Below are 22,685 nucleotides of genomic sequence, written 5' to 3'. Positions count from 1 at the left end.
GCATCAACTCACTAGTCGCGCAGCCGCGAGCCGCCGAGGGTCAGCGGTTGAGCGGGGTCATGTCGGCGTAACGGTCGCCGACCGCCGCGGCCACCGCGTCGAGGCGTGCCAGCTGCTCGGGGCTGAGGTCGAGGTCGGCTGCCGCAACGTTCTGCTCCAGGTTCTCGACCTTCGTGGTGCCGGGGATGGGCGCGATGTCGTCGCCCTTCGATAGCAGCCACGCCAGGGCCACCTGCCCGGGCTTCGCGCCGGCCTCGCGCGCCACCGCATCCACCTGCTCCACGATGCGGATGTTCGCCTCCAGGTTGTCGCCGGCGAATCGCGGGTTGAAGCGGCGGAAGTCGTCCTCGGACAACTCGTCGAGTGATCGGATCGTGCCGGTGAGGAAGCCGCGGCCCAGCGGCGAGTAGGGCACGAAACCGATGCCGAGCTCGCGCACGGTCGGCAGCACAGCGGACTCGGGGTCGCGCGTCCACAGCGAGTACTCGGTCTGCACGGCCGTGACCGGATGAACGTCGTTCGCCCGCTTGATCGTCTCCGGCGCCGCCTCGGAGAGCCCGTAGTGACGCACCTTGCCCTCGTTGATGAGCTCCTTGAGGGCGCCGACGGTCTCCTCGATCGGCGTGCCCGGGTCCATCCGGTGCTGGTAGTAGAGGTCGATGTAGTCGGTCTGCAGACGTCGGAGGGAGCCCTCGACCGACAGACGGATGTTCTCGGGCGAGCCGTCGAGGCCGCGCTCGTCGTTCTGGCGGTGCAGGATGGTCCCGAACTTCGTCGCGACGACGACGCGTTCGCGGCGTCCGTCCGCCAGGGCTTTCGCCAGCAGCTCCTCGTTCGTGTAGGGACCGTAGATCTCGGCCGTGTCGAAGAACGTCACGCCCAGGTCGATGGCCCGGTGGATGGTGCGGATGGATCCCGCCTCGTCGGCGCCCGCCCCGGTGTAGAAGGCCGACATCCCCATGCAGCCGAGCCCGAGGCGCGACACCTCGAGCTTCTCGGTCCCCAGCGTGATCTTCTCCATGCGTTCCTCCTCGTTACGTCCCCGACACTCGCCACGATACGACCAGAAGGCCCGCCCCGGTGAACCGGGACGGGCCTTCTCGTACCTTTCAGGAGCGGGGATCAGCGGTCGCCGAGGATCGCTTGTGCGATCGAAACCGACGAAAGCGCTGCCCGAGGAAGTACACCCCGGGGCCACCCAGCGCCGTAGCGAGGACAGCTCTCGATGAGGCGTCGATCATCACGAGCACCGCGGCCATCGCGCCGCCTACCAAGACCGATACGAAGAAGTCCGCCACGAGGTTGTACAGCGAAGACTTCGGGTTCTCAGCACTTGACGTCATAGAGGAGTCCCGGTCCTACGTGGGGGATGTTGAGCTGCAAACAGCGTCCTGCTCGCAATGCGTTCACTGCGGCGTTTTTGACGATCTGAAAACCCAGATTCGCGGCGGTGGTGCATGCGGCGCCGGCAAGACCACCCACGATGCAGAGGTACGAGAACATTTGAGCGGTACCCGCGAAGTTCGCGACCTGCCTGGTCTCGGACGTGCTGTATTTGATTGTCCGCCCCCACCACAACCAGGTAACGGATGGGTCGGCGACCACGGGGAAAGCCGTGGCGGCCGTGAAGTCGACCACTTGAGTCAAAGTGTTGCCGCTGACCTCGAAGTGCGTCGACACCGCACGACCGTTGGCATCCTTAGCCCAGGGGACGGCCACAATCGCGCTGATGTTGCCGTCATCGTCCGTAACGATCGCCGCTCCGTTTGCCGTCAGCCGAAGGAGCTGGCCGCGAGGAACGTTGAGAGGATAGTCATAGCGTTTCGGCGCGGAAGCGTCGGATATGACGGTGTTGATCTGCAGCGTGCCATCGTTCAGGACGACTGGAACAGTGGCGGAACCGTTGTTGTTGTCGTAGGAAACCACTCCAGCCTTCTGCCTTGCGGCGTCGTCCGCATGTGACGCGAAAGGCAGCCCTACGGAAACGGCCTGCGTTCCAGTCCCCAGCACGATCCCTGCAGCTGGATCGACGGGTACTGTGACGTTCGTTCCGGCGACATTGGCGTCGATCGCGTGGACACCGGCATCCCTCGTCACGACGTTGGCCGCTGCGGCAACTGCTGACGGAGCCGCACTTTCGACTGCGGTCAAGGCTTCTGAATCTTGGCTGGCAGCGCTAGCCGGGCCAGCGCCCGTTAGAGACAGACTCGCAGCGAACGCGATTACCGTTCCCATCCCGACACGTTCTCGTAATCTCATTATTTCCGCTCTCGATCATCGTTGAGCGTCGTTGACTGCTAGCGTCCTCCACCCGGTAGACCGGAGAGGTCGATGTCATCGATCCGGAGGCAACAGGCCTCAACTACTCAGACGAGAGCCAGCCGCGATCATGACGAAGGCCCGCCCCGGTGAACCGGGGCGGGCCTTCTCGATGAACGGTCGGTGCGCGCTACGCGACGCCCCGGACCAGCGGGTGGTGGAACGTGTCGCCGAACACGCGGTCGGATGCCCCCACACGGTCGAGGTACGGCGTGATGCCGCCCATCTGGAAGGGGAAGCCGGCGCCGAGGATCATGCAGAGGTCGATGTCCTCTGGCGCCTCCACGACGTGGTCGTCCACCAGCATGCGGTGGATCTCATCGGCCAGGCCGTCCTCCAGCGTGCGGAGGATCTGCTCCTTCGTCCAGGGGTTCTTGCCTCCGGAGACGATCTTCGCCGCGCCCTTGTCGAGGCCCTTCACCCGGCCCTTGGCGTCCTTCTCCAGAAGCGTGCCGTACTCGGCCAGCTTGTGGAGGTTCTCGGAGCGGTAGAAGCGGTCAGGGAACGCCGCGTGGTGGGTGTCGAGCACGTGTGCGCCGACCTTCAGCCCGACCAGGTCGAGCAGAGCGGACGGTGCCATCGGGAGGCCGAGCGGCGCGATGGCCTCGTCGACGACCTCGAACGGGGTGCCGTCGTCCACCGCGTGCATCGCGTCCCCGAGGATCTTCGCCAGCACACGGTTGACGACGAATCCGGGGGTGTCGGCGGTGATGACCGCGTTCTTCTTGAGGGCGGCCGCGGTCACCATTGCGGTGGAGAGGGTCGCCTCGTCGGTCTGCGGGGTGTTGACCACCTCGATGAGCGGCATGACGGCGACCGGGGTGAAGAAGTGGAAGCCCACCAGGCGCTCCGGGTGCTTCAGCTTGGCGCCGATCTGCTCCACCGAAAGGGAGGAGGTGTTGGTCGCCAGCACGGCCTCGTCCGAGATGAACTGCTCGACCTGCTCGAACACGTCCTGCTTCACACCGAGTTCCTCGAAGACGGCTTCGATGACCCAGTCGCAGTCCGCGAAGTCGGCTTTGTCGGTGGTGCCGGTGACCAGCGCGCGCAGCCGGTTCGCCTCGTCGGGGGAGATGCGGTCCTTCTCCTGAAGCTTTCCGATCTCGTCGTGGATGTACGCGACACCCTTGTCGACGTGCGCCTGATCGAGGTCGGTGATGACCACCGGCACCCGGAGGCGGCGCACGAACAGCAGGGCGAACTGGCTGGCCATGTAACCGGCACCGATGACGCCGATCTTGGTGACCTTCTTCGCCAGCTTCTTGTCGGGGGCGCCGGCCGGGCGCTTGGCGCGCTTCTGCACCAGGTTGAACGCGTAGATGCTCGCCTGGAACTGGTCGCCCGCGATGAGTTCCGCGAGCGCGTCGTCCTCGAGCTCGAAACCGGCAGCGCGGTCGTTGGCCTTGGCTGCCTTCAGCAGGTCGAGCGCCTTGTACGGCGACTTCGGCACGGTGCCGATGCGGGACTCCAGCATCTTGCGGGCGATGCCGATGGCCGCGTCCCACTTGACCATCCGCTCGATCTTGCCCGGCTCGTTCGGTCGCTTCACGACCACGGCACCGGTGAGGACCTGGTCGGCCCACTTAAGCGAGTCCTCGAGGAAGTTCGCCGAGTCGAAGATCGCGTCCGCGATCCCGAGGTCGAACACCTCCTGGGCTTTCAGCATGCGGTTCTGCTTGAGCGGGTTCTCGACGATGACCTTGAGCGCGTTCTCGATGCCGATGAGGTTGGGCAGGATCGTCGCTCCGCCCCAGCCGGGGATGAGGCCGAGGAAGACCTCGGGCAGGGCGAAAGCGGCCGTGTTGCGGTCGATCGTGCGGTAGTCGGCGTTGAGGCCGATCTCCACGCCGCCGCCGAGCGCCAGGCCGTTCGTGAACACGAACGACGGGACGCCGAAGGTAGCCTGCTTGCCGAGGACGTAGTGGCCCAGCTGGGGGAGCAGCTTCGCCACCTCGACGCTCGGGATGTCGCTCACCCGGCTGAGATCGGCTCCCGCGGCGAGGATGAACGGCTTGCCGGTGACGGCGACCGCGTCGATCTCACCGCGACCCGCGCGCTCGGTGAGCTCGTCGAACACGCGGCCGAGCTCCAGCAGGGTGGCGGGGCCCAGGGTGTTCGGGCGGGTGTGGTCGCGGCCGTTGTCGAGCGTCACGAGGGCGATGGTCTTGCCGCTCGGCAGAGGCACATCCTTCACGAACGCGTGGGTGACCACCTCGTCGCCGGCGACGACCTCGAGTGGGCTGAAATCGATCTTGCTGTAATCCGTCACGGGTGACTCAGCCCTTCCGCGCAGCGCGCTTGTCGTAGTTGGGGTTCTCCCAGATCACGGTGCCGCCCTGGCCGAGGCCGACGCACATCGCGGTGATGCCGTACCGCACCTCGGGGTGCTCGGCGAACTGGGCGGCCAGCTGGATCATCAGCCGCACGCCGCTCGCTGCGAGCGGGTGACCCATCGCGATCGCGCCGCCCCACTGGTTGACCCGCGGGTCCTCGTCGGCGATCCCGAAGTGGTCGAGGAACGAGAGCACCTGGATGGCGAACGCCTCGTTCAGCTCGAACAGCCCGATGTCGTCGATGGTCAGGCCGGCCTTGCGCAGCGCCTTCTCCGTGGACGGGACAGGGCCGAGGCCCATGATCTCCGGCTCGACGCCGGCGAACGCGAAGCTCACCATCCGCATCTTCGGCGTGAGGCCGAGCTCCTTCACCGCGTCGTGCGACGCGAGGAGGGATGCGGTGGCGCCGTCGGTGAGCGGGGACGAGTTGCCCGCGGTGACGCGCCCGTGCGGACGGAACGGCGTCTTCAGCGTGGCGAGGCCCTCCATGGTGGTCTGCGGGCGCATCCCCTCGTCCTGCGAGGCGAGGCCCCAGCCGGACTCGGAGCGGATCGCGACCGGCACCAGATCCGGCTGGATCTTGCCCGCCTCGTAAGCGGCGGCCAGTTTGTGCTGGCTGCGCATCGCGAAGCGGTCCGAGCGCTCCTTGGTGAGCGCGGGGAACCGGTCGTGGATGCGTTCGGCCGTCATGCCCATGTTCAGGGCGTCCTCGGCCACCATCTTCTCGGAGAGGAAGCGCGGGTTCGGGTCGGCGCCGAAGCCCATCGGGTGGCGGCCCATGTGCTCGACGCCGCCGGCGATGACGAGGTCGTATGCGCCGAACGCGACTCCCGAGCCGAGCGTGGTGACGCTGGTCATGGCGCCGGCGCACATGCGGTCGATGGCGAACCCGGGGACCGACTTCGGCAGGCCCGCGAGGAGCGCGGCGGTGCGGCCGAGGGTCAGGCCCTGGTCGCCCTGCTGGGTGGTGGCGGCGATGGCGACATCGTCGATGCGGTCCTTCGGCACCTCGGGATTGCGCTCGAGCAGTCCGATCATCGCCTTCACGACGAGGTCGTCCGCGCGAGTGTTCCAGTACTGCCCTTTTTCGCCGGCTCGTCCGAACGGAGTGCGGACTCCGTCGACGAACACGACTTCGTTCTTCTCGGCCACAATGCCTCCCAAATCAAGGTCGGAAACGATCCTAGGTACACCGCTGTGCACGAACAGAATCGTTTGATCCTTCCTACGAAGCGGGCTCGGACCCCTCGTCGTCGCTTTGGGTACTTTCCACAAAGGCCTGGGCGATCACCTGTGAGGTAGCGGCAACCTGCCACGGCCGGGCGCCGTGCTCGGAAAGCGCTTCGCCGATCGACGCGGGCGTGATCTCCGTGGGCGGATTCCAGGCGACACGGCGCAGGGTGTCGGGCGTGAGGAGGTTCTCCAGGGGGATGGAGCGCTCCTCCGAGACCGCGGTCAGCGCCGTCCGCGCTGCTTTCAGTCGCGCGTCGGCTTCCGGATTCCGGTCCGACCACGCACGGGGCGGCGGGAGGCTGTCGCCGTTCCCGCGCAGCACGGGCAGGTCGGAGGTCTCACGACCGGCCTCGATGGCGGCCCACCAGCGATCGATCTCGGTGCGACTGGCACGGCCGGTGAACTCCCGCATGGCCGCAAGGGCGCGCTTGCTGTCCGGCATGGCCTTCGCGGCGGCGGTGAGGGACGCGTCGGGCACCAGGCGGCCGGGTGCCGTGTCGGTCTCGCGTGCGAGCGCATCCCGGCTCAGCCACAGCTCGCGGGCCACGGCGAGGTTGCGCAGTCCGCGGATCGAGTGGACGCCGGAGAGCCGCCGCCACGGTTCAGTGCGGACAGGAGTCAGCTCGCGGACCAGCTCGTCGGCGAACTCCTGCCGCGCGATGTCCAGCTTGCCCGCCTCGTCGAGCAGTGCGGCGATCGCGTCCCGCAGGTCCGGCAGCAGCTCGACGTCGAGCGCCGCGTAGTTCAGCCAGGGTTCGGGGAGGGGACGCGTCGACCAGTCGGCCGCGCTGTGCTCCTTCGCCAGGTGGATGCCGAGCAGCTCCTCGACGACCGTTCCGAGGCCGACGCGCGGCAACCCGAGCAGCCGTGCCGCCAGTTCGGTGTCGAAGATGATCGAGGGGTCGAGTCCGACCTCGCGCAGGCAGGTGAGGTCTTGGGTGGCCGCGTGCAGCACCCACTCGTCGTCGTGGATGGCCGCGTCCAGCTCGTCGAAGCGTCCGACCGCCGGCGGGTCGAACAGGAACGTCCCCGACCCGCGGCGGAACACCTGGATGAGGTAGGCGCGCTGTGAATATCGGAAGCCGCTGGCCCGCTCCGCGTCCACCGCGATGGGTCCGGTGCCTGCGGCGATGCGGTCGACAGCCGCCAGATAGCCGGCGCGCGTGTCGATGACGGTGTGTTCAGCCACGCGGTGTCCTTCGAGGCGAAGTCGACCGGGCGCTCAGCAGGCTGACCCCCTCGCCGGTCGGCGGCAGCCCGGCGAGCATGCAGAGCAGCTCGCCCCAGCCCTCGACGTGCGCCGAGACGTCCGACTCGAGGGGACTCCAGGATGCGCGCAGCTCGATCTGCGAGCCGTCGCCCTGCGCGGCCAGCTCGCCGAAGCCGGTCGAGATGATCTTGGTGGCCGTGCCGCTCGCGGCGGTGTAGCGCGCGTGGCGCGCATCCAGCGCATCCACCAGCCACGACCACGCCACGTCGGCGAGGAACGGGTCGAGCCCGATGTCGGTCTCGAGCGGCGCCTGAGCGAAGCAGACGATGCGGAACGGGCCACCCCATGCCTCGGGCTCGTCGGGGTCGTAGAGCAGGATGAAGCGCCCGGTCCCGAGGTCCGAATCGCTCCCGTGCCGTGCCGGCCGCACGTCGGCCGCGAGCGCGACGGAGTACGGCGCGAGCTGCGCGGGCGCGGGGATCTCCTCGATCACGAGCTCCGGACGCGACACTGCGGCTCGAATGGACTGCAGCGCCGTGGCGAACTCCGCCGGATGCTGCGGTGGGGATGTCGGTGTCGGCACGCTTCGAACATTAGAAGCCTTTGCCGGGTCCTGGCAGTAAGGCACGCCGCCTGAGGATGTCCTGAGGGCGCGCTCGGGCGGCCGCCGGTACGCTGCCACTATGGCGGAGAACGGCACGGGATCGGCGTTCGGCAAGGTACTCGGCACGGCGGGGGTCGTCGCCGGGGGACTGGTGCTGGCGGTCGCGGCGTGTGCCGCGTGGCTGACCACGCGCGTGGCGCGCACGGTCATCACCCCGGTGCGGCGTCGGCCGCAGAACCAGACCATCCACTCCTTCGACGAGGAGCTCGGCACCGTCACACTGCGGGCGACGCCGGACGCCTCGATGCCCGGCCGCTTCGGCCTGTGGTGGGGGAGCGAGACCAGCTTCGCCAAGGTCGGCGGACTGATCGAGCGCGGCGACGGTACGGTCACGCGCGAGCTGGAGCGCGTCGAGTTCGGAGAATTACGGACCGGACGTGCGCGGATCAGCGGCTACTACTATCTGCAGCCCGCCGAAATCGGGCTCCCGGTGACGAGTGTCGAGATCGAGACCGACCTCGGGGAGACTCCCGCGTGGATCTTCCCTGCACCCGACGACGCGGAGCCGGGGCGCTGGGTGATCCAGGTGCATGGCTGGGGCGCCTCCCGGCAGGAGGGGCTGCGGGCCGTCCGCACCTACCACGACTCCGGCTTCACCTGCCTGCTCGCCTCGTACCGCAACGACGGCGACGCCCCCGAGAGCGTCGACCGCCGCTACGGACTGGGCGGGACGGAGTGGCGCGACATCGAGGCGGCGATCGAGTACGCGGTGGCACACGGTGCCCGCTCGATCGTCCTGATGGGATGGTCCATGGGCGGCGCGGTCGTGCTGCAGACCATCACCCGGTCCCGCGTGCTCGAGCACGTGACCGGCATCGTGCTGGAGTCGCCCGTCATCGACTGGGTCGACACCCTCGAATACCAGGGCAACCTGCTCCGGCTGCCGGATGTGATGACGCGGGCAGCGATGCGCCTCATCGAAGCGGAGTGGAGCGGCCCGCTCACCGGCCAGGGCGCCCCGATCGACCTGCGCAGCATGGACTTCGTCGCTCGCGCCTCCGAGCTCAGCCTGCCCATGCTCATCCTGCACAGCGACGACGACGGCTTCGTGCCGTCGACCGGTTCCCGTGCGCTCGCCGCGGCGCGGAGCGACATCGTCACCCTCGTGTCGTTCGACGTCGCCCTCCACACGAAGCTGTGGAACTACGACGAGGCCAAGTGGACGGCCGCGATCGCGGGGTGGCTGTCCGAGCACATCCCGGCCGCCGCTCCAACGGATGCCGACGCCTCCGTCGGAGATCCGGCCGCCTGAACGGGCGCAGCCGCCGCAGCCGCTACTCGTCGTGGGGCGGCAGTTCGCCCGCGGTGAGCGCGATCATGCGCGAGGTGGAGCGCAGGTACTTCTTGCGGTAGCCGCCGCCGAGCATCTCGTCGTCGAAGACGTCGCTCAGCGGCACCCCGGTCTGCACGACCGGGATCTCGGCGTCGTAGACGCGGTCGATGAACGCGACCAGCCGCAGCGCGGCCATCTGGTCGTGCAGCACCTCCACACCGGTGAGGCCGATCACATCCACGCCGTCGAGCATCTTGATGTAGCGCGAGGGATGCACGGTCGCCAGATGGGCGATCAGGTCCTGGAACCCGTCGCTCGTCACCGTCTCCCCGCGCCCGGACATCGTCGCGACGATGCGCTCGTACGCTTCCGGCTCGACCGTGATCGCGCTGCCGGTGGTGTCGCGGCGGCGGTAGTCCAGCCCGTCGATCCGGATGGTCTCGAAGTTGGCGGACAGCGACTGGATCTCGCGCAGGAAGTCGCTCGCCGCGAAACGGCCCTCTCCGAGCGCGTTCGGCGGGGTGTTGCTGGTCGCGGCGATGCGGGTGCCTGAGGCGACGAGCTCGCCGAGCATCCGGGTCATCATCATGGTGTCGCCCGGGTCGTCCAGCTCGAATTCGTCGATGCAGATCAGGGTTGACCCGCGCAGCAGGTCGACGGCGCCCGCGTAGCCGAGCGCACCGACCAGCGCCGTGTACTCGATGAAGGTGCCGAAGTACTTCGGGCCCGGCGCTTCATGCCAGAGGGCGGCCAGGAGGTGCGTCTTGCCCACGCCGAAGCCGCCGTCGAGGTAGACGCCCGGCTTCATCGCCTCCACCTTCTTGCGGCTGCGGCTGAACAGACCGACCGGACGCTGCGGCTCCCACGTCTTCGCGAACAGCTTCAGCAGCGAGACCGCCTCCGCCTGCGAGGGGTAGTCGTGATCGGGCCGGTAGGAGTCGAAGGTCGCGTGCTCGAACTGAGACGGGGGCACCAGGCTGGCGGCGATCTCGGCGCCGGTGATCTGGGGCGAACGGTCGGCGAGGCGGGGAAGGGCGCCGGTCTGCTCGAGGGTCATGGCGGGGTGTGCACCTTTGTGTCGAAGTCTTACTGCTGCGGTTCGCGGCCGCCTACGCTGGACGTAGGTTCGCAGCAGTCGCAGGCCTCCCAGCCTAGCCCGCGACCCGCGCGGAATCCCTGGACGGACCCCCGAACAACGCCTGGAGGCACATCAGCATGACCATCGAGACCGACCCGTCGCCCGAGTTCGCCGGCTACGCGCATCCCGAGCGCCTGGTGAGCACGGACTGGCTCGCCGAACACCTCGGCGAACCGGGACTCGTGGTGGTGGAATCGGATGAGGACGTGCTGCTGTACGAGACCGGGCACATCCCCGGTTCGGTCAAGATCGACTGGCACACCGACCTCAATGACCCCGTCGTCCGCGACTACGTGAGCAGCGAGCGCTTCGCCGAGCTCCTCGGCTCGAAGGGCATCGCCCGCGACACCACGGTTGTCATCTACGGCGACAAGAACAACTGGTGGGCCGCCTACGCCCTCTGGGTGTTCACCCTGTTCGGCCATGAGGATGTGCGCCTGCTCGACGGCGGGCGCGACAAGTGGATCGCCGAGGGACGCGAACTCACCCGCGAGGCGGCGACCGTCACGCCGGCCGAGTACCCGGTGGTCGAGCGCGACGACACGGTGGTCCGTGCGTTCAAGGACGATGTGCTCGCCCACTTCGGCCAGCCCCTGATCGATGTGCGCTCGCCGGAGGAGTACAGCGGGGAGCGGACCGAGATCCCGGGCTACCCGACCGAGGGCGCCCTGCGCGCCGGGCACATCCCGTCGGCCCAGTCGGTGCCGTGGGCGAAGGCGGCTGCACCGGATGCGACCTTCAAGCGCCGCGCCGAACTCGAGCAGGTCTATCTCGAGGGCGCAGGGCTCAAGCCGGGCGACGAGGTCATCGCTTACTGCCGGATCGGCGAGCGCTCCAGCCACACCTGGTTCGTCCTCACTCACCTGCTGGGCTTCGAGAACGTGAAGAACTACGACGGCTCCTGGACGGAGTGGGGCTCCGCCGTGCGCGTCCCGATCGCGACCGGCGCAGAGCCGGGCGCGGTTCCCGAGCGCTGAGAGCTCGGTGCTGAGCCCCGAGCGCTGAGAGCTCGGTGCACGGCGTTCGGCGCGCATCCAAATCGACGTAGCCTTAAGAGATGATGACCGAACTGACGGGCGCGCTCGCCGAGATCCGCGACGACTTCCAGGCGCTGGAGCAGAACGACCGTCTCCAGCTGCTGCTCGAGTTCGCCGACGAGTTGCCGGAGCTGCCCGAGCGCTACCGCGACCACCCCGACCTGCTGGAGCGGGTGGAGGAGTGCCAGGCGCCGGTCTTCATCTTCGTCGAGGTGGATGCGCAGAGCGTCGTGCACCTGTTCGCCACCGCGCCGCGCGAGGCGCCGACGACGCGCGGCTTCGCGTCCATCCTCGTCCAGGGACTCGCCGGACTCACCGCCGACCAGGTGCTGGCCGTGCCCGACGACTACCCGCAGACCCTCGGGCTGGCGCAGGCCGTCTCGCCGCTGCGCCTCCGCGGAATGTCCGCCCTGCTCGGCCGCGCCAAGCGGCAGGTTCGCCAGAAGCTCGCCGCCTGACATTTCCGCGGCGACTCCCGAGCAGATCGGGAGCATCCCGAAACACAGTGTTTACACGCCGTGGGGATGCGTAACACTCGCGAAACACGAGCAACCCTCTGCCGAAACCTCTCCGTCTCAGACTGGCTGCACCCCGAAAGCGCCCCCCACCCGGATCGGGACGCGTCACCCGCGGGGCACAGCACAGAGAGGTAGACAATTCGCATGGTGCTCCACACAGCAGCGGAATACGCGGAGGCAGGGACGGTCAACGCCCTCTGGCTCCTGGTCGCCGCAGCCCTGGTCCTGCTGATGACTCCCGGTGTCGCCTTCTTCTACGGCGGCATGGTCCGGGCCAAGAGCGTCATCAGCATGATGATGATGAGCTTCGGAGCGATGGCCCTGGTCGGCGTCCTCTGGGTGCTCTACGGCTACGGTCTCTCGTTCGGCAAGCCGTCCATCCCGGGTCTCCTCGGTACTCCGGACTGGTTCCTCTCCAGCCTCATGGGCAAGGACGGCATCACCCCTGACCTCGGCGGCCTCGCGTTCGCGGGCTTCCAGGCCACCTTCGCGATCATCACCGTCGCCCTGATCTCGGGTGCGATCGCCGACCGCGCCAAGTTCAGCTCGTGGATGGTGTTCGCCGGAATCTGGGTCACCGTCGTCTACTTCCCGGTCGCTTTCTGGGTCTTCAACCTGTCCCAGGGCTGGATCGTCGCCGGGCTGCACGTGAACGACTTCGCCGGTGGTACGGCCGTCCACATCAACGCCGGTGCCGCAGGCCTGGCGCTGGCGCTCGTGCTCGGCAAGCGCGTCGGCTTCCAGAAGGGCATGAACAAGCCGCACAACGTGCCGCTGACGCTGCTCGGCGCCGCTCTCCTGTGGTTCGGCTGGTTCGGCTTCAACGCCGGCTCCGAGGCCGCAGTGGATGGCGTGGCCGCCCTCGCCTGGGTCAACACGCTCGCTGCTCCCGCTGCCGCGACGATCGGCTGGCTGGTCGTCGAGAAGATCAAGGACGGCAAGCCCACCTCCATCGGCGCTGCATCCGGAGCCGTCGCCGGCCTCGTCGCGATCACCCCGGCCTGTAACATCCTCACCCCCGGCTGGGCGATCGTCCTCGGCCTGGTCGCCGGTGCGGTCTGCGCCATCGCCATCGACCTGAAGTTCCGCCTCGGCTTCGACGACTCGCTCGACGTGGTCGGCATCCACCTCGTCGGCGGCATCATCGGAACGCTGTGGATCGGCTTCTTCGGCTTCACCCACGTGGACGGCGACGCCTCGAAGCCGTTCTCGAGCCTGCTGTACGGCGGCAGCTTCCAGCAGCTCGGAGTGCAGGCGCTGGGCGCCTTCTCCGTGCTGATCTACTCCTTCGTCCTGGCGTACGTCATCGGCTGGGCCATCCAGAAGACGATGGGATTCCGCATCAAGAACGAGGACGAGCTGGCCGGCGTCGACACCGTGGTGCACGGCGAAGAGGGTTACGCTCTCGAGACGGTCTGATCGGACTCCGACTCCCGACCCGGGACGGGGCGTCGCCTGCGGGCGGCGCCCCGTTCTGTCGTACGAGGCGGTCGTCCGGCACGAGCATCGCTAGGGTGAATGGGTGATTCCAGGGCGAGCGAGCACCATGGTGCAGGCGACTCCGGACCAAGTGGATGCGCTGCTGCTGTTCTTCTGCGGCGCGCTGGTGCTCCTGGCCGCTGTGGGGCTGGCCCTCTTCGCAGGCGGTCTCGCGGGCCGCGCCCGCGCCGCGCGCGCGTTCCGCTTCGTCCTGCTCGGCACCGCCGTCACCGTCCTCCTGGCCGTGCTCGGCGTGTACGGGATGATCGCGGGTGCTCCACTCGTTCCGCACCTGATCGGAACGCCCGACCCGAGTCTGGCGTCGCTCGGCGGGACCGATCCGGCCGGCGCGTCGCCGTATCCTGCAGCCCGAGCCGGCTACCTGATCGCCGTCCTCGTGCTGTGCACCGCCGTCGTCGCGGTGGCGGTCGCCTCGCGACTGACTCTGCGCGCCTGGATCGTGTTCTCGATCGTCTGGCTGGTCCTGGTCGTCTCCCCGGTGGCATACGGCGTGTTCTCGCTGGACGACGGGTGGGCGTCGGGCGCGCTCCAGGTCGTCGACTTCGGGGGGGCGCTGGTGGTGGTCGCCGCCGGCGGGAGCGCGGTCGGCGTTCTCCTCGCCTGCGGTCGCGGCGAGCACCAGCCGACGCGGCCGAGCCGTCCGGGACTGGTGGCGTTCGGCGGGGCGTCACTGTGGGTCGGCTGGCTCGGGCTGGTGGTCGGCTCCGAGGGGGCGCTCGACAGCTACGCTCCGCTGATGGCGGTCGGCGCCTTCGTCGCATCGGCTGCGGGCGTGCTGATGTGGATGCTGGTGGATGCGGTTCTCCTGCGCCGCCCGACCCTGAGCAGCGCGCTGTGGGGAGCCTTCGCGGGCCTCGTCGCGGTGACCGCGGCCTCCGGTGTCCTCACCCTCGGCTGGGCGATGCTGGCCGGCGCGTTGTCCGCGCTCGCGTGCGCCACGATGGTCGACCTGGCGGCGCGAGCCCGGTTCGGGCCGTCGCTCACTCTCTGCGTCGTCACGATCGTCGGCGGTCTGGTCGGTCTCCTGTTCCCGGGGCTGTTCGCCAGCGGGAGCGGTATGATCGACAGCGGCAATTTCGACCTCTTCATCGCACAGGGCGTCGCCGGTATGGCTGTACTGCTGTACGCGACGACGGTATCGCTGCTGCTCGCCCTCGCCCTGCGCTTCACGATGGGGCTGACGCGCATCCGCTATGGTGCCGATCGTGGCCTCCGTGAGAAGCGTCCTGTCCGCACTGACCGCGCTGTTCCGCCCGTCCGGGACGCGGACGGCGTCCCGAGCGCCGGCGCCATCCCGAGCGCCTCGGACGCCGGCTCCGCCCACTGAGCCCGGACGCGCCGGCGCCGGGGCGACTGTGGAGGTCGACCCGCGCGCGCTCGGACGCATCCGCACCTCCTACAACCCGAACCTCGGCGGCAACGCCGACCCGGGCGAGATCGTCTGGACCTGGGTGCCCTACCAGGAGGCGGACGGCCGGGGCAAGGACCGCCCGGTGCTCGTCGTCGCCACCGAGCCGTCCGGCTCCGTGCTCGCGGTCGCGCTGACCAGTCAGGAGCACCCCGGACGCCCGGAATACTTGCCGATCGGCTCGGGGGACTGGGACGGCCGGCACCGCCCCAGCTTCGCGCGGCTCGATCGGGTGTTCCGGGTGCAGCAGTCGGGAATGCGCCGCGAGGCGGCCGCACTCGACTCACGGCGCTTCGGCGCGGTGCGCGCGGCGCTCGCCGGCCGGTACGGGTGGCGCTGACGAGCTCGTGTCGGGCGCGTGAAAGGATTCTTCGGAAAAACCGTTGGTTTTCTCACCGACTTGGCAGCATGATGGTCCGGTGCCCGCAGAATCCGTCGTCACCGGCTCACTGATTCGAGAAGGACGGCCGTGACGACCGCGAGGAGCGTCTCGGCCGCGGTCGTCGCGGCGGCGGCCGTCGTGGCGGTTCTCGCCGGGTGCGTCCCGACCGCAGCGACCGCGGAGCGTCACTCACAGACGCCGACGGCGAGCCCCACCGTCCGCGCAACTCCGACGCCCTCACCGTCCGGTGCTGGAAGCGCGTCGCAGCCTCCGTCGCCGTCGCCGTCGCCGAGCTCGCCACCGCCGCCTGCGCCCTTCATCACACCCGTGCCGGCGGGGACGGTCGTCGCGGAGGGCGCCGTCGCCTCACCGAAGGGCAGCATCCACTTCCACTACCGGATGGTGTCGAACGGGGACGACACCTACTCCGCTGAGTACTCCGGCTTCACGAACACGGCTCCGGTCCCCGTGTCGGCGACGCTCATCGACATCCCTCCTCGGGTCGGAGACGGCCTCACTGATCACGGTGTCGGCGACCACCCGCTCGGCGGCCCGACCAGCTCAGCGACCGCCCCCTCGTCGGCGAACATCGGAACCGCGCCTTCGTACCTGGTCGCCCTCGTCACCTACTCGTCCGTTGCGAGCGCCGACGGTGTGCCGGTCGAGCTCGGCCCTGCCAAAGTTCTGGCCGTCAACACGGTCCACTGGTCGGTTCCCGCCCGGCAGACGAACGTCCGCCCCGCGGACGGGGGAGCACGACCGCTCGCCGGCGGCATGGTGACCGCGAACACACCCTCCGGCGCGCCCAAGAGCTACCGAGTCGGACACGGCGACCTGCCGGCGAATGTTGCGGAGCGATTCGGGATCACACTGCAGGACCTGCTGTGGCTGAACCCGGGCAGCGGCGCGTTCGACCAGCAGGGCAACCTCTACGAGGACGCGATCCTGAACCTGGACCCGCAGATCCTCTAGTCATACAAAAAACCCCCGGATAACCGGGGGTTTCTCTGGGGTGGGCGATACCAGACTCGAACTGATGACCTCTTCCGTGTGAAGGAAGCGCGCTACCAACTGCGCCAATCGCCCTCGTGCTTGCGAGATTCGATACTAGCCGACTCCGGGCCCGCGACGCACATCGACGCGACCCCGTCGACCGACACACCCGACAGGCGTCATCGGTTTTGTCTTGCGCGTATGGATCGGCTAGAGTCTTTCAAGTGCCGCAGGAAACTGCGGAACGAAATGCGGATGTAGCGCAGTTGGTAGCGCATCACCTTGCCAAGGTGAGGGTCGCGAGTTCGAGTCTCGTCATCCGCTCGAGTCGGCCCGGTCTTCGGATCGGGTCTCTCAGGTACGGTACGGTTTTCCGTGTTGTGGCGTTCGGTGGATTGGCCGAGAGGCGAGGCAGCGGCCTGCAAAGCCGTATACACGGGTTCGAATCCCGTATCCACCTCGATCCTGAGCTTCGCGTTCAGGCTCGGGCGATTGGCGCAGCGGTAGCGCGCTTCCCTGACACGGAAGAGGTCACTGGTTCGATCCCAGTATCGCCCACAGAAATAGCCCCGGTCCGCCGGGGTTTTCTCATGCCCGGGCGACGGTCGTGGGAGAGCGACCGCTTGCGACGGCGGTCGCCGACGCCCCCCCTCGCGACGTGACCGGCTTGTGCGCGAGGTATGCGCCGATGCGTGTAGCTCGCGACGACGCCCAGTCTTCACTCTCTATCTGTTCCCGGAACGTTCCCGCCATGTTCCCGGAACAGGGTCACAATCTGTTCCCGATGTTTCCGGGTCTTTAGCCCGGAACACGGAACAAGTGACGTTCGGCACGCGTCATGATCGTTACGGCGCAACGTCGTAAAGGACTCGATCCGACACGCCGCATCCCGTAGTTGTATCGACGAGCGGGATGCATGTTAATCTTCACTCGTCAGCTAGTCCGCCCGCCGCACCGCGGGGGCGGTCGGATCCAACGGAATCTGTAGGGCTGACAAATGGACACTCGCTCCGAACCTCTCGTCTCGATAGACGAACCCGCCGCTCGTCTGGGCGTCTCAACGAAGACAATCCGCCGTGGCATCTCTGACGGCACCCTCAAGGCCGTACGCATCGGCCCGCGTCTCATCCGCATCGACGCCGCGTCGCTCGCGTCCGCCGGTCGCCCGCTCACAGTCGCGAGGGCCGATCGATGAGTCCGATCCCTGCATCCGGTCCCGAGCGCTCAGCGCACTTCGCCGAGGTTGCCCGGGCGCGCTGGAATAAGCCGCGCACGACCGCCGCCGACAAGCGCGTGCGGACCTTCCCCGCTCGCGTATCTCGCCGCCGAGGCCGGGCGATGGCGTGCCCGGGTCGCGCGCGACGAGCACTTCGCACGTGAGCACTTGCGGTTCGTCGGGGCTGCCGAGAGCGAGCTCGCGGACCTCCTTTTCAAGCTCGGGCGGCTCTCGTAAACGTTGCAGGGCGCGCGACCTCACAGAGCTAACGATCGAGCGCGCGCTCAAGTACTATGGCGATTTGCTCGATCTGGTCGACGGCGCAGCGACGATGATCCCGACCGCCGCCCTTCCGCATCGGTCAGATACCGCCGCGCGTGCTCCCCGACCACGACGAGATCGTCGAAGCGCTTATCTTCCGCGCCGAGATCGGCGAGCAGGATCGCAAGAAGTGGGCGAAGAAGGCTCGCAAGCTACATGTTCGCGGGGTCGTCTTCTTCATCATCGGGCACCAGACGCCGACCGATGTCGTAGATCAGGCCGTTGATGCCCTTCGTCTGAGTTGCGAGCGACGTAAGCGATTCCGCGATCGTCTTCATCCTTCCGCGCATTGACGTGCTCGACACCGAGTAAGTCGTCAGCTTCATCGTGTCAGCGGATAGCGCGAATTGGTCGGAGTAGTAGCGAATGCGATTGCCTTTGTAGCGGACGCTGACAGTGACTTCGTCAGGAGTATTCAATCCATTCACGAGCTCGTTTCCGCCCGCCGCAACCCTGCCGCCCCACCATGTGTTGGAAAGCTCACTACCGGGAGGCAAGAGGGGGATCGTTCGGTCATAACGCCGCGCCACGAAATCCGTCCGCGTTTCTTGACGATCTTCCGCGCTAAGCGGTGGATCGAATGTGACGGACAACTCCCGCGCGGCGGACGCCCCGTAGTTCCGCACAACAAGCTCGAATGAGGTGTCGCTGTGTTCGGCTTGTCGGAACATTGCGAACACGAGCGGACGGCTCCGTTCACGGCTATCGTTCGCGGTGCTCCCAAGCGCGATCACGGCAATGATGGCTGTGACGACCGCCGCGAACGCCGCGATGACGTTCGCGTATGGCGCCAAGGCGACAGCGAGGCCCTTGAGCCACTCGACGACCGCATTGACGACGCTGACGATATCCACCATGCCGCGAGCCTAGCGGCGCGGTTTCGAGGGGTGGGTTAGCTACGCCCGGCCGTGATCCTCGCGAGCATCGCGTCGAGCTCTTCGTTGAGCGCGTCGTGCGTCCGCACATCGGCCACGACGGTCGTCGGGGCGTCGAGCCCGAGAAGGCGCGCCTCGCGGGCGTGAACGTCGAGCATGAGTCGCGCAGCGTCTTTGTCGATCCGTCAGCCGGCCGCAGCCTTCGCGAGTGCAGCTTGAGCCAGGCGGGAGAGCTCGTCGAGCTCGGCGATCTGTCGCTCTCGCGCCGTCACGGCGTTCGCCTCCAGATACGGCCGCATGCGCTCGCGGTAGCCGTCGAGCCGTTGCTTGATCAGGTGCTCGCTCAAGCCATAGCCGAGGCCGCCGTCGTCAGCGGCAAGCTTCGACCGGCGAGCCATCTCCCGATAGCTCAAGCGCTGACGCCACGCGCCATACGCCCATCCCTGCTCACGTAGAACGCGAATCGCGATGAGCTCGCTCTCTCTGCCCATAGGGCACCCCTCTCAAAGCCTTTCGGGGGGCGTGCTCAGCTTAACGGGATCGCGGCACTTAGGACGTTAGAAACAGCGATCCGACGCTCGCCGCAGTCGAAATGAGCAGACCGAAGGCCGCGACGACAAACTCGCGGCCTGTCGACTTGAGCACTACCCCCAGTAGCCGGCGAGACTCGTACGCGGCAATGAACGAAAGGTTGCCCCAGGACGCGCGCACGAGATCATGCTCGGTGAACTTTGCCGTCCACTCGGCATTCCGCTGATCAGCAGGTACTGCCCGTCGCGGATGGCTCGGATCCGCCGCTATCGCGTCGTTCTCAGCCTTCTCGGCCTCGCCGAGTTCCTTCATCTTGTCTATCCGCCGCTGTGCGTCCGCGTACTCGCGGCGAGCGCTGACCCATGCGGCGACGAGCCCCCCAAGGGTAATCAGGAAGCCGGCGATTGTTGCGACGACGAGCCATGCGCGAAGATCCACGGCGCGAGCCTAGCGAGCTACGCCGACGCGTCTCGCTTCGCCATGCGGGCGGCGATCTCGGCGTCGCGGTCGGTCGCGTGTTGATAGCGCATGGCGACGGTCATCGACGAGTGCCCGAGGCGACTCATCGTTTCGGCGAGCGTGGCGCCGTGCCGGGCGTATCGGGTGCCCGCGTAGTGCCTGAGAGCGTGAAAGGGCATGTCCGGGCGTCCCGCGGCCGTCCGGGAGTCGTTCCACGTCGGCGTGTGGAAGGTCGATTGCGACAGATGCGACACACCATCCGACGCGGGGAAGAGTAGCGGGTCGCCGAAGCGGGTTACGTGGGCGTCGAGATGGCGCACGATCGCGTCGGCAGCGTCGCCATAGACGTGGATCGAGCGCACGCACGCCTCGCTCTTCGTCGGGCCGCTCACGAAGCCGTCAGCCGTGCGCGTGACGGCGTGCGAGACGGTGACGCGCACGCGCCCATCTTCGACGACGAGATCGGAGCGACGCAGATCCGTCGCCTCGCCATAGCGGAGTCCAGCTTCGGCCGCGAGATAGACGAGCGCCCTGAAACGGTCGGGGATAGCGGCGACTCGTGGGATATCGTGTCCACTCGTGACTCAGCTTAGCGCGCCGAGATCCGCGGAATAGCGGGGGAAGCGCCGAGATCTCGCGGCTGCGGCGGCATCTCCCGTACTAAGTCGATCCCAGTATCGCCCACCAAAGAGAACTCTCGGTCATCCGGGGGTTTTTGCGTTTGAGTTGATCTTCAACCAGACCGCGTGCCACCTGCGAGCCATTTCGGACGCATGCGTGCACCCGCGAGGGTGTCATGTGCACCCGTGTCGGACGTCGCTCGTAAGGTTGCATGGTGCTCTTAGAACAGATTGTTCCGGTCAATTACGGCGAGATCTTTACTCGTAGCTGGGTAGTGGAGACGCTGCTCGACCTTGTGGGATATCGCGCCGATGCCGACCTTGTCAGCCTCAGGCTGCTGGAACCGTCGTGCGGGTCGGGAGCGTTCCTCGGTCCGGCCGTAGAACGCCTCGTCGCAAGCGCTCGCGAGCACGGACGACGGCTAGAAGAATTAGATGATGCGATCCGTGCATACGATTTGCAGGAGCAGCACGTCATCGTGAGTCGTCAGATGTGCGAGCAGATCTTGGAGGCCGCGGGAGTAGATTCAGCCGACGCGGTCCGACTGTCCTCGTCGTGGGTTCGACACGCTGACTTTCTTCTCGACGAGGTGGATGCGCGAGCGGCAGATGTAGTCGTGGGCAACCCGCCGTACATCCGCTATGACGATCTGTCTGCAGATACGGCAGCGGCCTACCGAGCGTCGTGGACCACGATGCGAGGTCGAGGCGACATCTACGTTGGATTCTTTGAGCGCTCGCTGGCCATGCTTACTCCGGGCGGAAAAGTAGGTTTCATTTGTGCAGATAGGTGGATGCGCAACCAGTACGGCGCTGAGCTTAGACGGCTCGTAGCCGCGCGGTATTCCGTCGACCACGTCTGGTCAATGCACGATGTGGACGCATTCGAGGCCGAGGTGTCCGCCTATCCTGCGATCACTGTCATCTCAAATCGCCCACAGGGCAAGGCGATCGCGGCTGACACGACAAGCGTTTTTGGACCCCAGGCCGCTGCCGCACTTGTGACCTGGGCAACAGCGGAAGCGAACGATGAGTTCAGTGCGGATGGGGTATCGGCACATCGTCTCCCACACTGGTTCGAGGGCAGCGAGTTGTGGCCTACGGGTTCCCCTGCGCGTCTCTCTCTCATCGAGCTGCTGAACGAGCGTTTCCCCCCGTTGCATGACCCGGATGCAACTCAGACACGAGTCTCAATCGGGATCGCAACAGGCGCGGACAAGGTCTATGTAACGAAGGATTCTTCGGTCGCCGAATCCGACCGTATGATGCCCCTTGCGATGCGAAGAGACCTCATGTCAGGGACCTTCGACTGGCAGGGGAACTATCTCGTCAATCCATGGCACGATGACGGGTCCCTCGTGTCTCTGGCGGACTACCCGCGCCTCGCTGCATATCTGGAAGGTCACCCGGCTCTTCGGAAACGACACATCGCAATGCGATCGCCGGCCACCTGGTATCGGACCATCGACAAGGCGTATCCCGGCCTCGCTGACAGGCCGAAGCTCCTGCTCCAAGACATGAAGGCGACGATCCATCCCGTGCTCGAGCCGGGTGGATACTACCCGCACCACAACCTGTACTACGTCGTTTCTGACACCTGGGACATGGAAGTGCTTGGGGGCATTCTTCTTTCGCGCATCGCGCAAGCGTTCATCGAGGCCTATTGCGTGCGGATGCGCGGCGGGACATTGCGGTTCCAAGCGCAGTACCTGAAGCGAATCCGCGTCCCAAGGCAGGAAGATCTCGCGGGACCAGTCGCCGAGAGCCTCCGAGCGGCATTCCGGGCACGCGATGTCGATGCAGCTACGCTTGCCGCCGGGAAGGCGTACGGCATTGACGTGCGCGATTACGAGCTAGTTGACAGGGAGATCCTGAATGCCGAGTAGCAGCGACATTGAACCATTGCTGGTCAACTGGTGGGCCGAACGCGGTGCGTCGTCGGCACGGCTTGACGCAGCCGGCCTTGGTAATAGCGGCGCGAATGCGCGGAATGCGCGCCACATGCAGAGCATCGCGGCGTTCGTGCGGCAGATGTTCATCGATGCGGGTCTGGAAGAGTCAGAGGTCACGCTCGACAGAGTGATCCCCGGCTACTATCGCCGTTCGAAGAATTGGGACGTAGTGGCCATACATAAGGGCCACCTCGTCGGGGTAGTCGAGCTCAAGTCACAGGAGAAGAGCCCCAGCAACAACGCGAACAATCGCATCGAGGAGGCGATCGGCAGCGCCCACGACGCACTTGCGGTGCAAGAAATCAGTGAGGCGTTCGGGAAACTCGGTGTTTGGGCCGCGTGGGGGATGACCTTCAACCGAGATTGCGAACCAGTCCGCAGGAACACCCCCAAGTCGCATAATTTTCCACTCGACTTAGCGTTCGTCCCCTTCACGTACGCGCGCCAATACTCGATCGCGATCGAGCGCATGGTGGCACGAAACGTCTACCAGGCAGGCTGGATGGTGGAGACCTGGCTCAACCCGGATCAGACCGTTGGGTTCGACGAGCCGGTGCCCTCTGCAACTGCCGACACCCTCCGGACTCTGATTCACGGACGGGTTCAGTTCGCTCTGACGGCACTGGCATAGACCAGCCTCACTACCAGTCGTGCTTGTCGAGGAGCCGCCGGAGCCCGTCGAGATCGACGTGCGTCCACGGCT

Annotated in this window: 22 protein-coding genes and 4 tRNA genes; 13 read left to right on the top strand and 13 right to left on the bottom strand. The window is 67.0% G+C overall.

The window, feature by feature from the left end; all coding sequences use genetic code 11:
- Nucleotides 1-40 precede the first annotated feature (40 nt).
- From AB4Y74_RS09590 to AB4Y74_RS09565, 6 genes are all read right to left on the bottom strand, one after another.
- Nucleotides 41-1,021: an aldo/keto reductase gene (locus AB4Y74_RS09590; protein ID WP_441798857.1), complete on the bottom strand. Its 981-nt coding sequence runs from the start codon at nucleotides 1,019-1,021 to the stop codon at nucleotides 41-43.
- A 305-nt stretch (nucleotides 1,022-1,326) separates the two neighbouring features.
- Nucleotides 1,327-2,151 carry a hypothetical protein gene (locus AB4Y74_RS09585; RefSeq protein WP_441798856.1) on the bottom strand — a complete coding sequence of 275 codons (825 nt, stop codon included), beginning with the start codon at nucleotides 2,149-2,151 and terminating at the stop codon, nucleotides 1,327-1,329.
- Nucleotides 2,152-2,449: 298 nt separating this feature from the next.
- Nucleotides 2,450-4,588, bottom strand: a complete 2,139-nt coding sequence (locus AB4Y74_RS09580) for a 3-hydroxyacyl-CoA dehydrogenase NAD-binding domain-containing protein (RefSeq protein ID WP_441798855.1) — start codon at nucleotides 4,586-4,588, stop codon at nucleotides 2,450-2,452.
- Nucleotides 4,589-4,595: 7 nt separating this feature from the next.
- Complete coding sequence (locus AB4Y74_RS09575) at nucleotides 4,596-5,804, bottom strand: thiolase family protein (protein WP_441798854.1); 1,209 nt, start codon at nucleotides 5,802-5,804, stop codon at nucleotides 4,596-4,598.
- A 73-nt stretch (nucleotides 5,805-5,877) separates the two neighbouring features.
- Nucleotides 5,878-7,074: an HRDC domain-containing protein gene (locus tag AB4Y74_RS09570; RefSeq protein WP_441798853.1), complete on the bottom strand. Its 1,197-nt coding sequence runs from the start codon at nucleotides 7,072-7,074 to the stop codon at nucleotides 5,878-5,880.
- Nucleotides 7,067-7,678, bottom strand: a complete 612-nt coding sequence (locus AB4Y74_RS09565) for a DUF3000 domain-containing protein (protein WP_441798852.1) — start codon at nucleotides 7,676-7,678, stop codon at nucleotides 7,067-7,069. Before AB4Y74_RS09565 ends, AB4Y74_RS09570 begins: the two co-directional genes overlap by 8 nt.
- Before the next feature lie 100 nt (nucleotides 7,679-7,778).
- Between AB4Y74_RS09565 and AB4Y74_RS09560 the strand changes: the two genes are divergently transcribed.
- Nucleotides 7,779-9,011: an alpha/beta hydrolase family protein gene (locus AB4Y74_RS09560; RefSeq protein ID WP_441798851.1), complete on the top strand. Its 1,233-nt coding sequence runs from the start codon at nucleotides 7,779-7,781 to the stop codon at nucleotides 9,009-9,011.
- Between the two features lie 22 nt (nucleotides 9,012-9,033).
- Here AB4Y74_RS09560 and zapE read toward each other — a convergent pair whose 3' ends face one another.
- Nucleotides 9,034-10,089 (bottom strand): cell division protein ZapE, encoded by a 1,056-nt coding sequence (gene zapE / locus AB4Y74_RS09555; protein WP_441798850.1) that lies wholly within the window; start codon nucleotides 10,087-10,089, stop codon nucleotides 9,034-9,036.
- Nucleotides 10,090-10,247: 158 nt separating this feature from the next.
- Here zapE and AB4Y74_RS09550 point away from each other — a divergent pair, with 158 nt between their 5' ends.
- The 6 genes from AB4Y74_RS09550 to AB4Y74_RS09525 all read left to right on the top strand — a co-directional run bounded on the left by AB4Y74_RS09550 (nucleotide 10,248) and on the right by AB4Y74_RS09525 (nucleotide 15,987).
- Nucleotides 10,248-11,147, top strand: coding sequence for a sulfurtransferase (locus tag AB4Y74_RS09550; protein WP_441798849.1), 900 nt, complete (start codon nucleotides 10,248-10,250; stop codon nucleotides 11,145-11,147).
- A gap of 83 nt (nucleotides 11,148-11,230) precedes the next feature.
- On the top strand, nucleotides 11,231-11,665 hold the full coding sequence (locus AB4Y74_RS09545) for a SufE family protein (protein WP_441800428.1): 435 nt from the start codon (nucleotides 11,231-11,233) through the stop codon (nucleotides 11,663-11,665).
- A 204-nt stretch (nucleotides 11,666-11,869) separates the two neighbouring features.
- Nucleotides 11,870-13,144, top strand: coding sequence for an ammonium transporter (locus AB4Y74_RS09540; RefSeq protein ID WP_441798848.1), 1,275 nt, complete (start codon nucleotides 11,870-11,872; stop codon nucleotides 13,142-13,144).
- 103 nt (nucleotides 13,145-13,247) lie between these two features.
- Complete coding sequence (locus AB4Y74_RS09535) at nucleotides 13,248-14,552, top strand: ammonium transporter (protein ID WP_441798847.1); 1,305 nt, start codon at nucleotides 13,248-13,250, stop codon at nucleotides 14,550-14,552.
- 28 nt (nucleotides 14,553-14,580) lie between these two features.
- Nucleotides 14,581-14,973 carry a type II toxin-antitoxin system PemK/MazF family toxin gene (locus AB4Y74_RS09530; RefSeq protein WP_441798846.1) on the top strand — a complete coding sequence of 131 codons (393 nt, stop codon included), beginning with the start codon at nucleotides 14,581-14,583 and terminating at the stop codon, nucleotides 14,971-14,973.
- Nucleotides 14,974-15,102: 129 nt separating this feature from the next.
- Complete coding sequence (locus AB4Y74_RS09525) at nucleotides 15,103-15,987, top strand: LysM domain-containing protein (protein ID WP_441798845.1); 885 nt, start codon at nucleotides 15,103-15,105, stop codon at nucleotides 15,985-15,987.
- A gap of 41 nt (nucleotides 15,988-16,028) precedes the next feature.
- Here AB4Y74_RS09525 and AB4Y74_RS09520 read toward each other — a convergent pair.
- Nucleotides 16,029-16,101, bottom strand: a tRNA-Val gene (locus AB4Y74_RS09520).
- Nucleotides 16,102-16,259: 158 nt separating this feature from the next.
- On the opposite strand from AB4Y74_RS09520, the gene AB4Y74_RS09515 reads away from it, so the two are divergent.
- From AB4Y74_RS09515 to AB4Y74_RS09500, 4 genes are all read left to right on the top strand, one after another.
- Nucleotides 16,260-16,332 (top strand) — tRNA-Gly (locus AB4Y74_RS09515).
- Nucleotides 16,333-16,397: 65 nt separating this feature from the next.
- Nucleotides 16,398-16,468, top strand: a tRNA-Cys gene (locus AB4Y74_RS09510).
- A 26-nt stretch (nucleotides 16,469-16,494) separates the two neighbouring features.
- A tRNA-Val gene (locus tag AB4Y74_RS09505) sits at nucleotides 16,495-16,566 on the top strand.
- A 439-nt stretch (nucleotides 16,567-17,005) separates the two neighbouring features.
- Nucleotides 17,006-17,203: a helix-turn-helix transcriptional regulator gene (locus AB4Y74_RS09500; protein WP_441798844.1), complete on the top strand. Its 198-nt coding sequence runs from the start codon at nucleotides 17,006-17,008 to the stop codon at nucleotides 17,201-17,203.
- A gap of 494 nt (nucleotides 17,204-17,697) precedes the next feature.
- Here AB4Y74_RS09500 and AB4Y74_RS09495 read toward each other — a convergent pair whose 3' ends face one another.
- The 5 genes from AB4Y74_RS09495 to AB4Y74_RS09475 are packed head-to-tail and all read right to left on the bottom strand — an operon-like array spanning nucleotide 17,698 to nucleotide 19,958.
- The gene (locus tag AB4Y74_RS09495; RefSeq protein WP_441798843.1) at nucleotides 17,698-18,402 is read right to left on the bottom strand and encodes a hypothetical protein; all 705 of its coding nucleotides are present in this window, start codon (nucleotides 18,400-18,402) and stop codon (nucleotides 17,698-17,700) included.
- A 35-nt stretch (nucleotides 18,403-18,437) separates the two neighbouring features.
- The gene (locus tag AB4Y74_RS09490) at nucleotides 18,438-18,578 is read right to left on the bottom strand and encodes a hypothetical protein (RefSeq protein WP_441798842.1); all 141 of its coding nucleotides are present in this window, start codon (nucleotides 18,576-18,578) and stop codon (nucleotides 18,438-18,440) included.
- A gap of 27 nt (nucleotides 18,579-18,605) precedes the next feature.
- The gene (locus AB4Y74_RS09485) at nucleotides 18,606-18,911 is read right to left on the bottom strand and encodes a hypothetical protein (RefSeq protein ID WP_441798841.1); all 306 of its coding nucleotides are present in this window, start codon (nucleotides 18,909-18,911) and stop codon (nucleotides 18,606-18,608) included.
- 58 nt (nucleotides 18,912-18,969) lie between these two features.
- The gene (locus AB4Y74_RS09480) at nucleotides 18,970-19,389 is read right to left on the bottom strand and encodes a hypothetical protein (protein ID WP_441798840.1); all 420 of its coding nucleotides are present in this window, start codon (nucleotides 19,387-19,389) and stop codon (nucleotides 18,970-18,972) included.
- A gap of 17 nt (nucleotides 19,390-19,406) precedes the next feature.
- Complete coding sequence (locus tag AB4Y74_RS09475) at nucleotides 19,407-19,958, bottom strand: tyrosine-type recombinase/integrase (protein ID WP_441800427.1); 552 nt, start codon at nucleotides 19,956-19,958, stop codon at nucleotides 19,407-19,409.
- A 284-nt stretch (nucleotides 19,959-20,242) separates the two neighbouring features.
- Between AB4Y74_RS09475 and AB4Y74_RS09470 the strand changes: the two genes are divergently transcribed.
- Nucleotides 20,243-21,916, top strand: a complete 1,674-nt coding sequence (locus tag AB4Y74_RS09470; RefSeq protein WP_441798839.1) for an Eco57I restriction-modification methylase domain-containing protein — start codon at nucleotides 20,243-20,245, stop codon at nucleotides 21,914-21,916.
- Nucleotides 21,906-22,613, top strand: coding sequence for a PaeR7I family type II restriction endonuclease (locus tag AB4Y74_RS09465; RefSeq protein ID WP_441798838.1), 708 nt, complete (start codon nucleotides 21,906-21,908; stop codon nucleotides 22,611-22,613). The genes AB4Y74_RS09470 and AB4Y74_RS09465 overlap by 11 nt, the downstream gene beginning before the upstream one ends.
- Nucleotides 22,614-22,685 lie beyond the last annotated feature (72 nt).

The organism is Leifsonia sp. RAF41, assembly GCF_052114085.1.
Classification (GTDB): Bacteria; Actinomycetota; Actinomycetes; order Actinomycetales; family Microbacteriaceae; genus Leifsonia.
The sequence above is the reverse complement of the archived record's forward strand: the minus strand, read 5'-3'. Positions and strand labels throughout refer to the sequence as shown.

What these genes read in the sequence shown, in the direction of transcription:
- AB4Y74_RS09590 (WP_441798857.1), bottom strand. Translation starts at nt 1,021, where the DNA reads ATGGAGAAGATCACGCTGGGGACCGAGAAGCTCGAGGTGTCGCGCCTC.
- AB4Y74_RS09560 (WP_441798851.1), top strand. Translation starts at nt 7,779, where the DNA reads ATGGCGGAGAACGGCACGGGATCGGCGTTCGGCAAGGTACTCGGCACG.
- zapE (WP_441798850.1), bottom strand. Translation starts at nt 10,089, where the DNA reads ATGACCCTCGAGCAGACCGGCGCCCTTCCCCGCCTCGCCGACCGTTCG.
- AB4Y74_RS09550 (WP_441798849.1), top strand. Translation starts at nt 10,248, where the DNA reads ATGACCATCGAGACCGACCCGTCGCCCGAGTTCGCCGGCTACGCGCAT.
- AB4Y74_RS09545 (WP_441800428.1), top strand. Translation starts at nt 11,231, where the DNA reads ATGACCGAACTGACGGGCGCGCTCGCCGAGATCCGCGACGACTTCCAG.
- AB4Y74_RS09540 (WP_441798848.1), top strand. Translation starts at nt 11,870, where the DNA reads ATGGTGCTCCACACAGCAGCGGAATACGCGGAGGCAGGGACGGTCAAC.
- AB4Y74_RS09500 (WP_441798844.1), top strand. Translation starts at nt 17,006, where the DNA reads ATGGACACTCGCTCCGAACCTCTCGTCTCGATAGACGAACCCGCCGCT.
- AB4Y74_RS09495 (WP_441798843.1), bottom strand. Translation starts at nt 18,402, where the DNA reads ATGGTGGATATCGTCAGCGTCGTCAATGCGGTCGTCGAGTGGCTCAAG.
- AB4Y74_RS09490 (WP_441798842.1), bottom strand. Translation starts at nt 18,578, where the DNA reads ATGCTCGACGTTCACGCCCGCGAGGCGCGCCTTCTCGGGCTCGACGCC.
- AB4Y74_RS09485 (WP_441798841.1), bottom strand. Translation starts at nt 18,911, where the DNA reads ATGGGCAGAGAGAGCGAGCTCATCGCGATTCGCGTTCTACGTGAGCAG.
- AB4Y74_RS09470 (WP_441798839.1), top strand. Translation starts at nt 20,243, where the DNA reads ATGGTGCTCTTAGAACAGATTGTTCCGGTCAATTACGGCGAGATCTTT.
- AB4Y74_RS09465 (WP_441798838.1), top strand. Translation starts at nt 21,906, where the DNA reads ATGCCGAGTAGCAGCGACATTGAACCATTGCTGGTCAACTGGTGGGCC.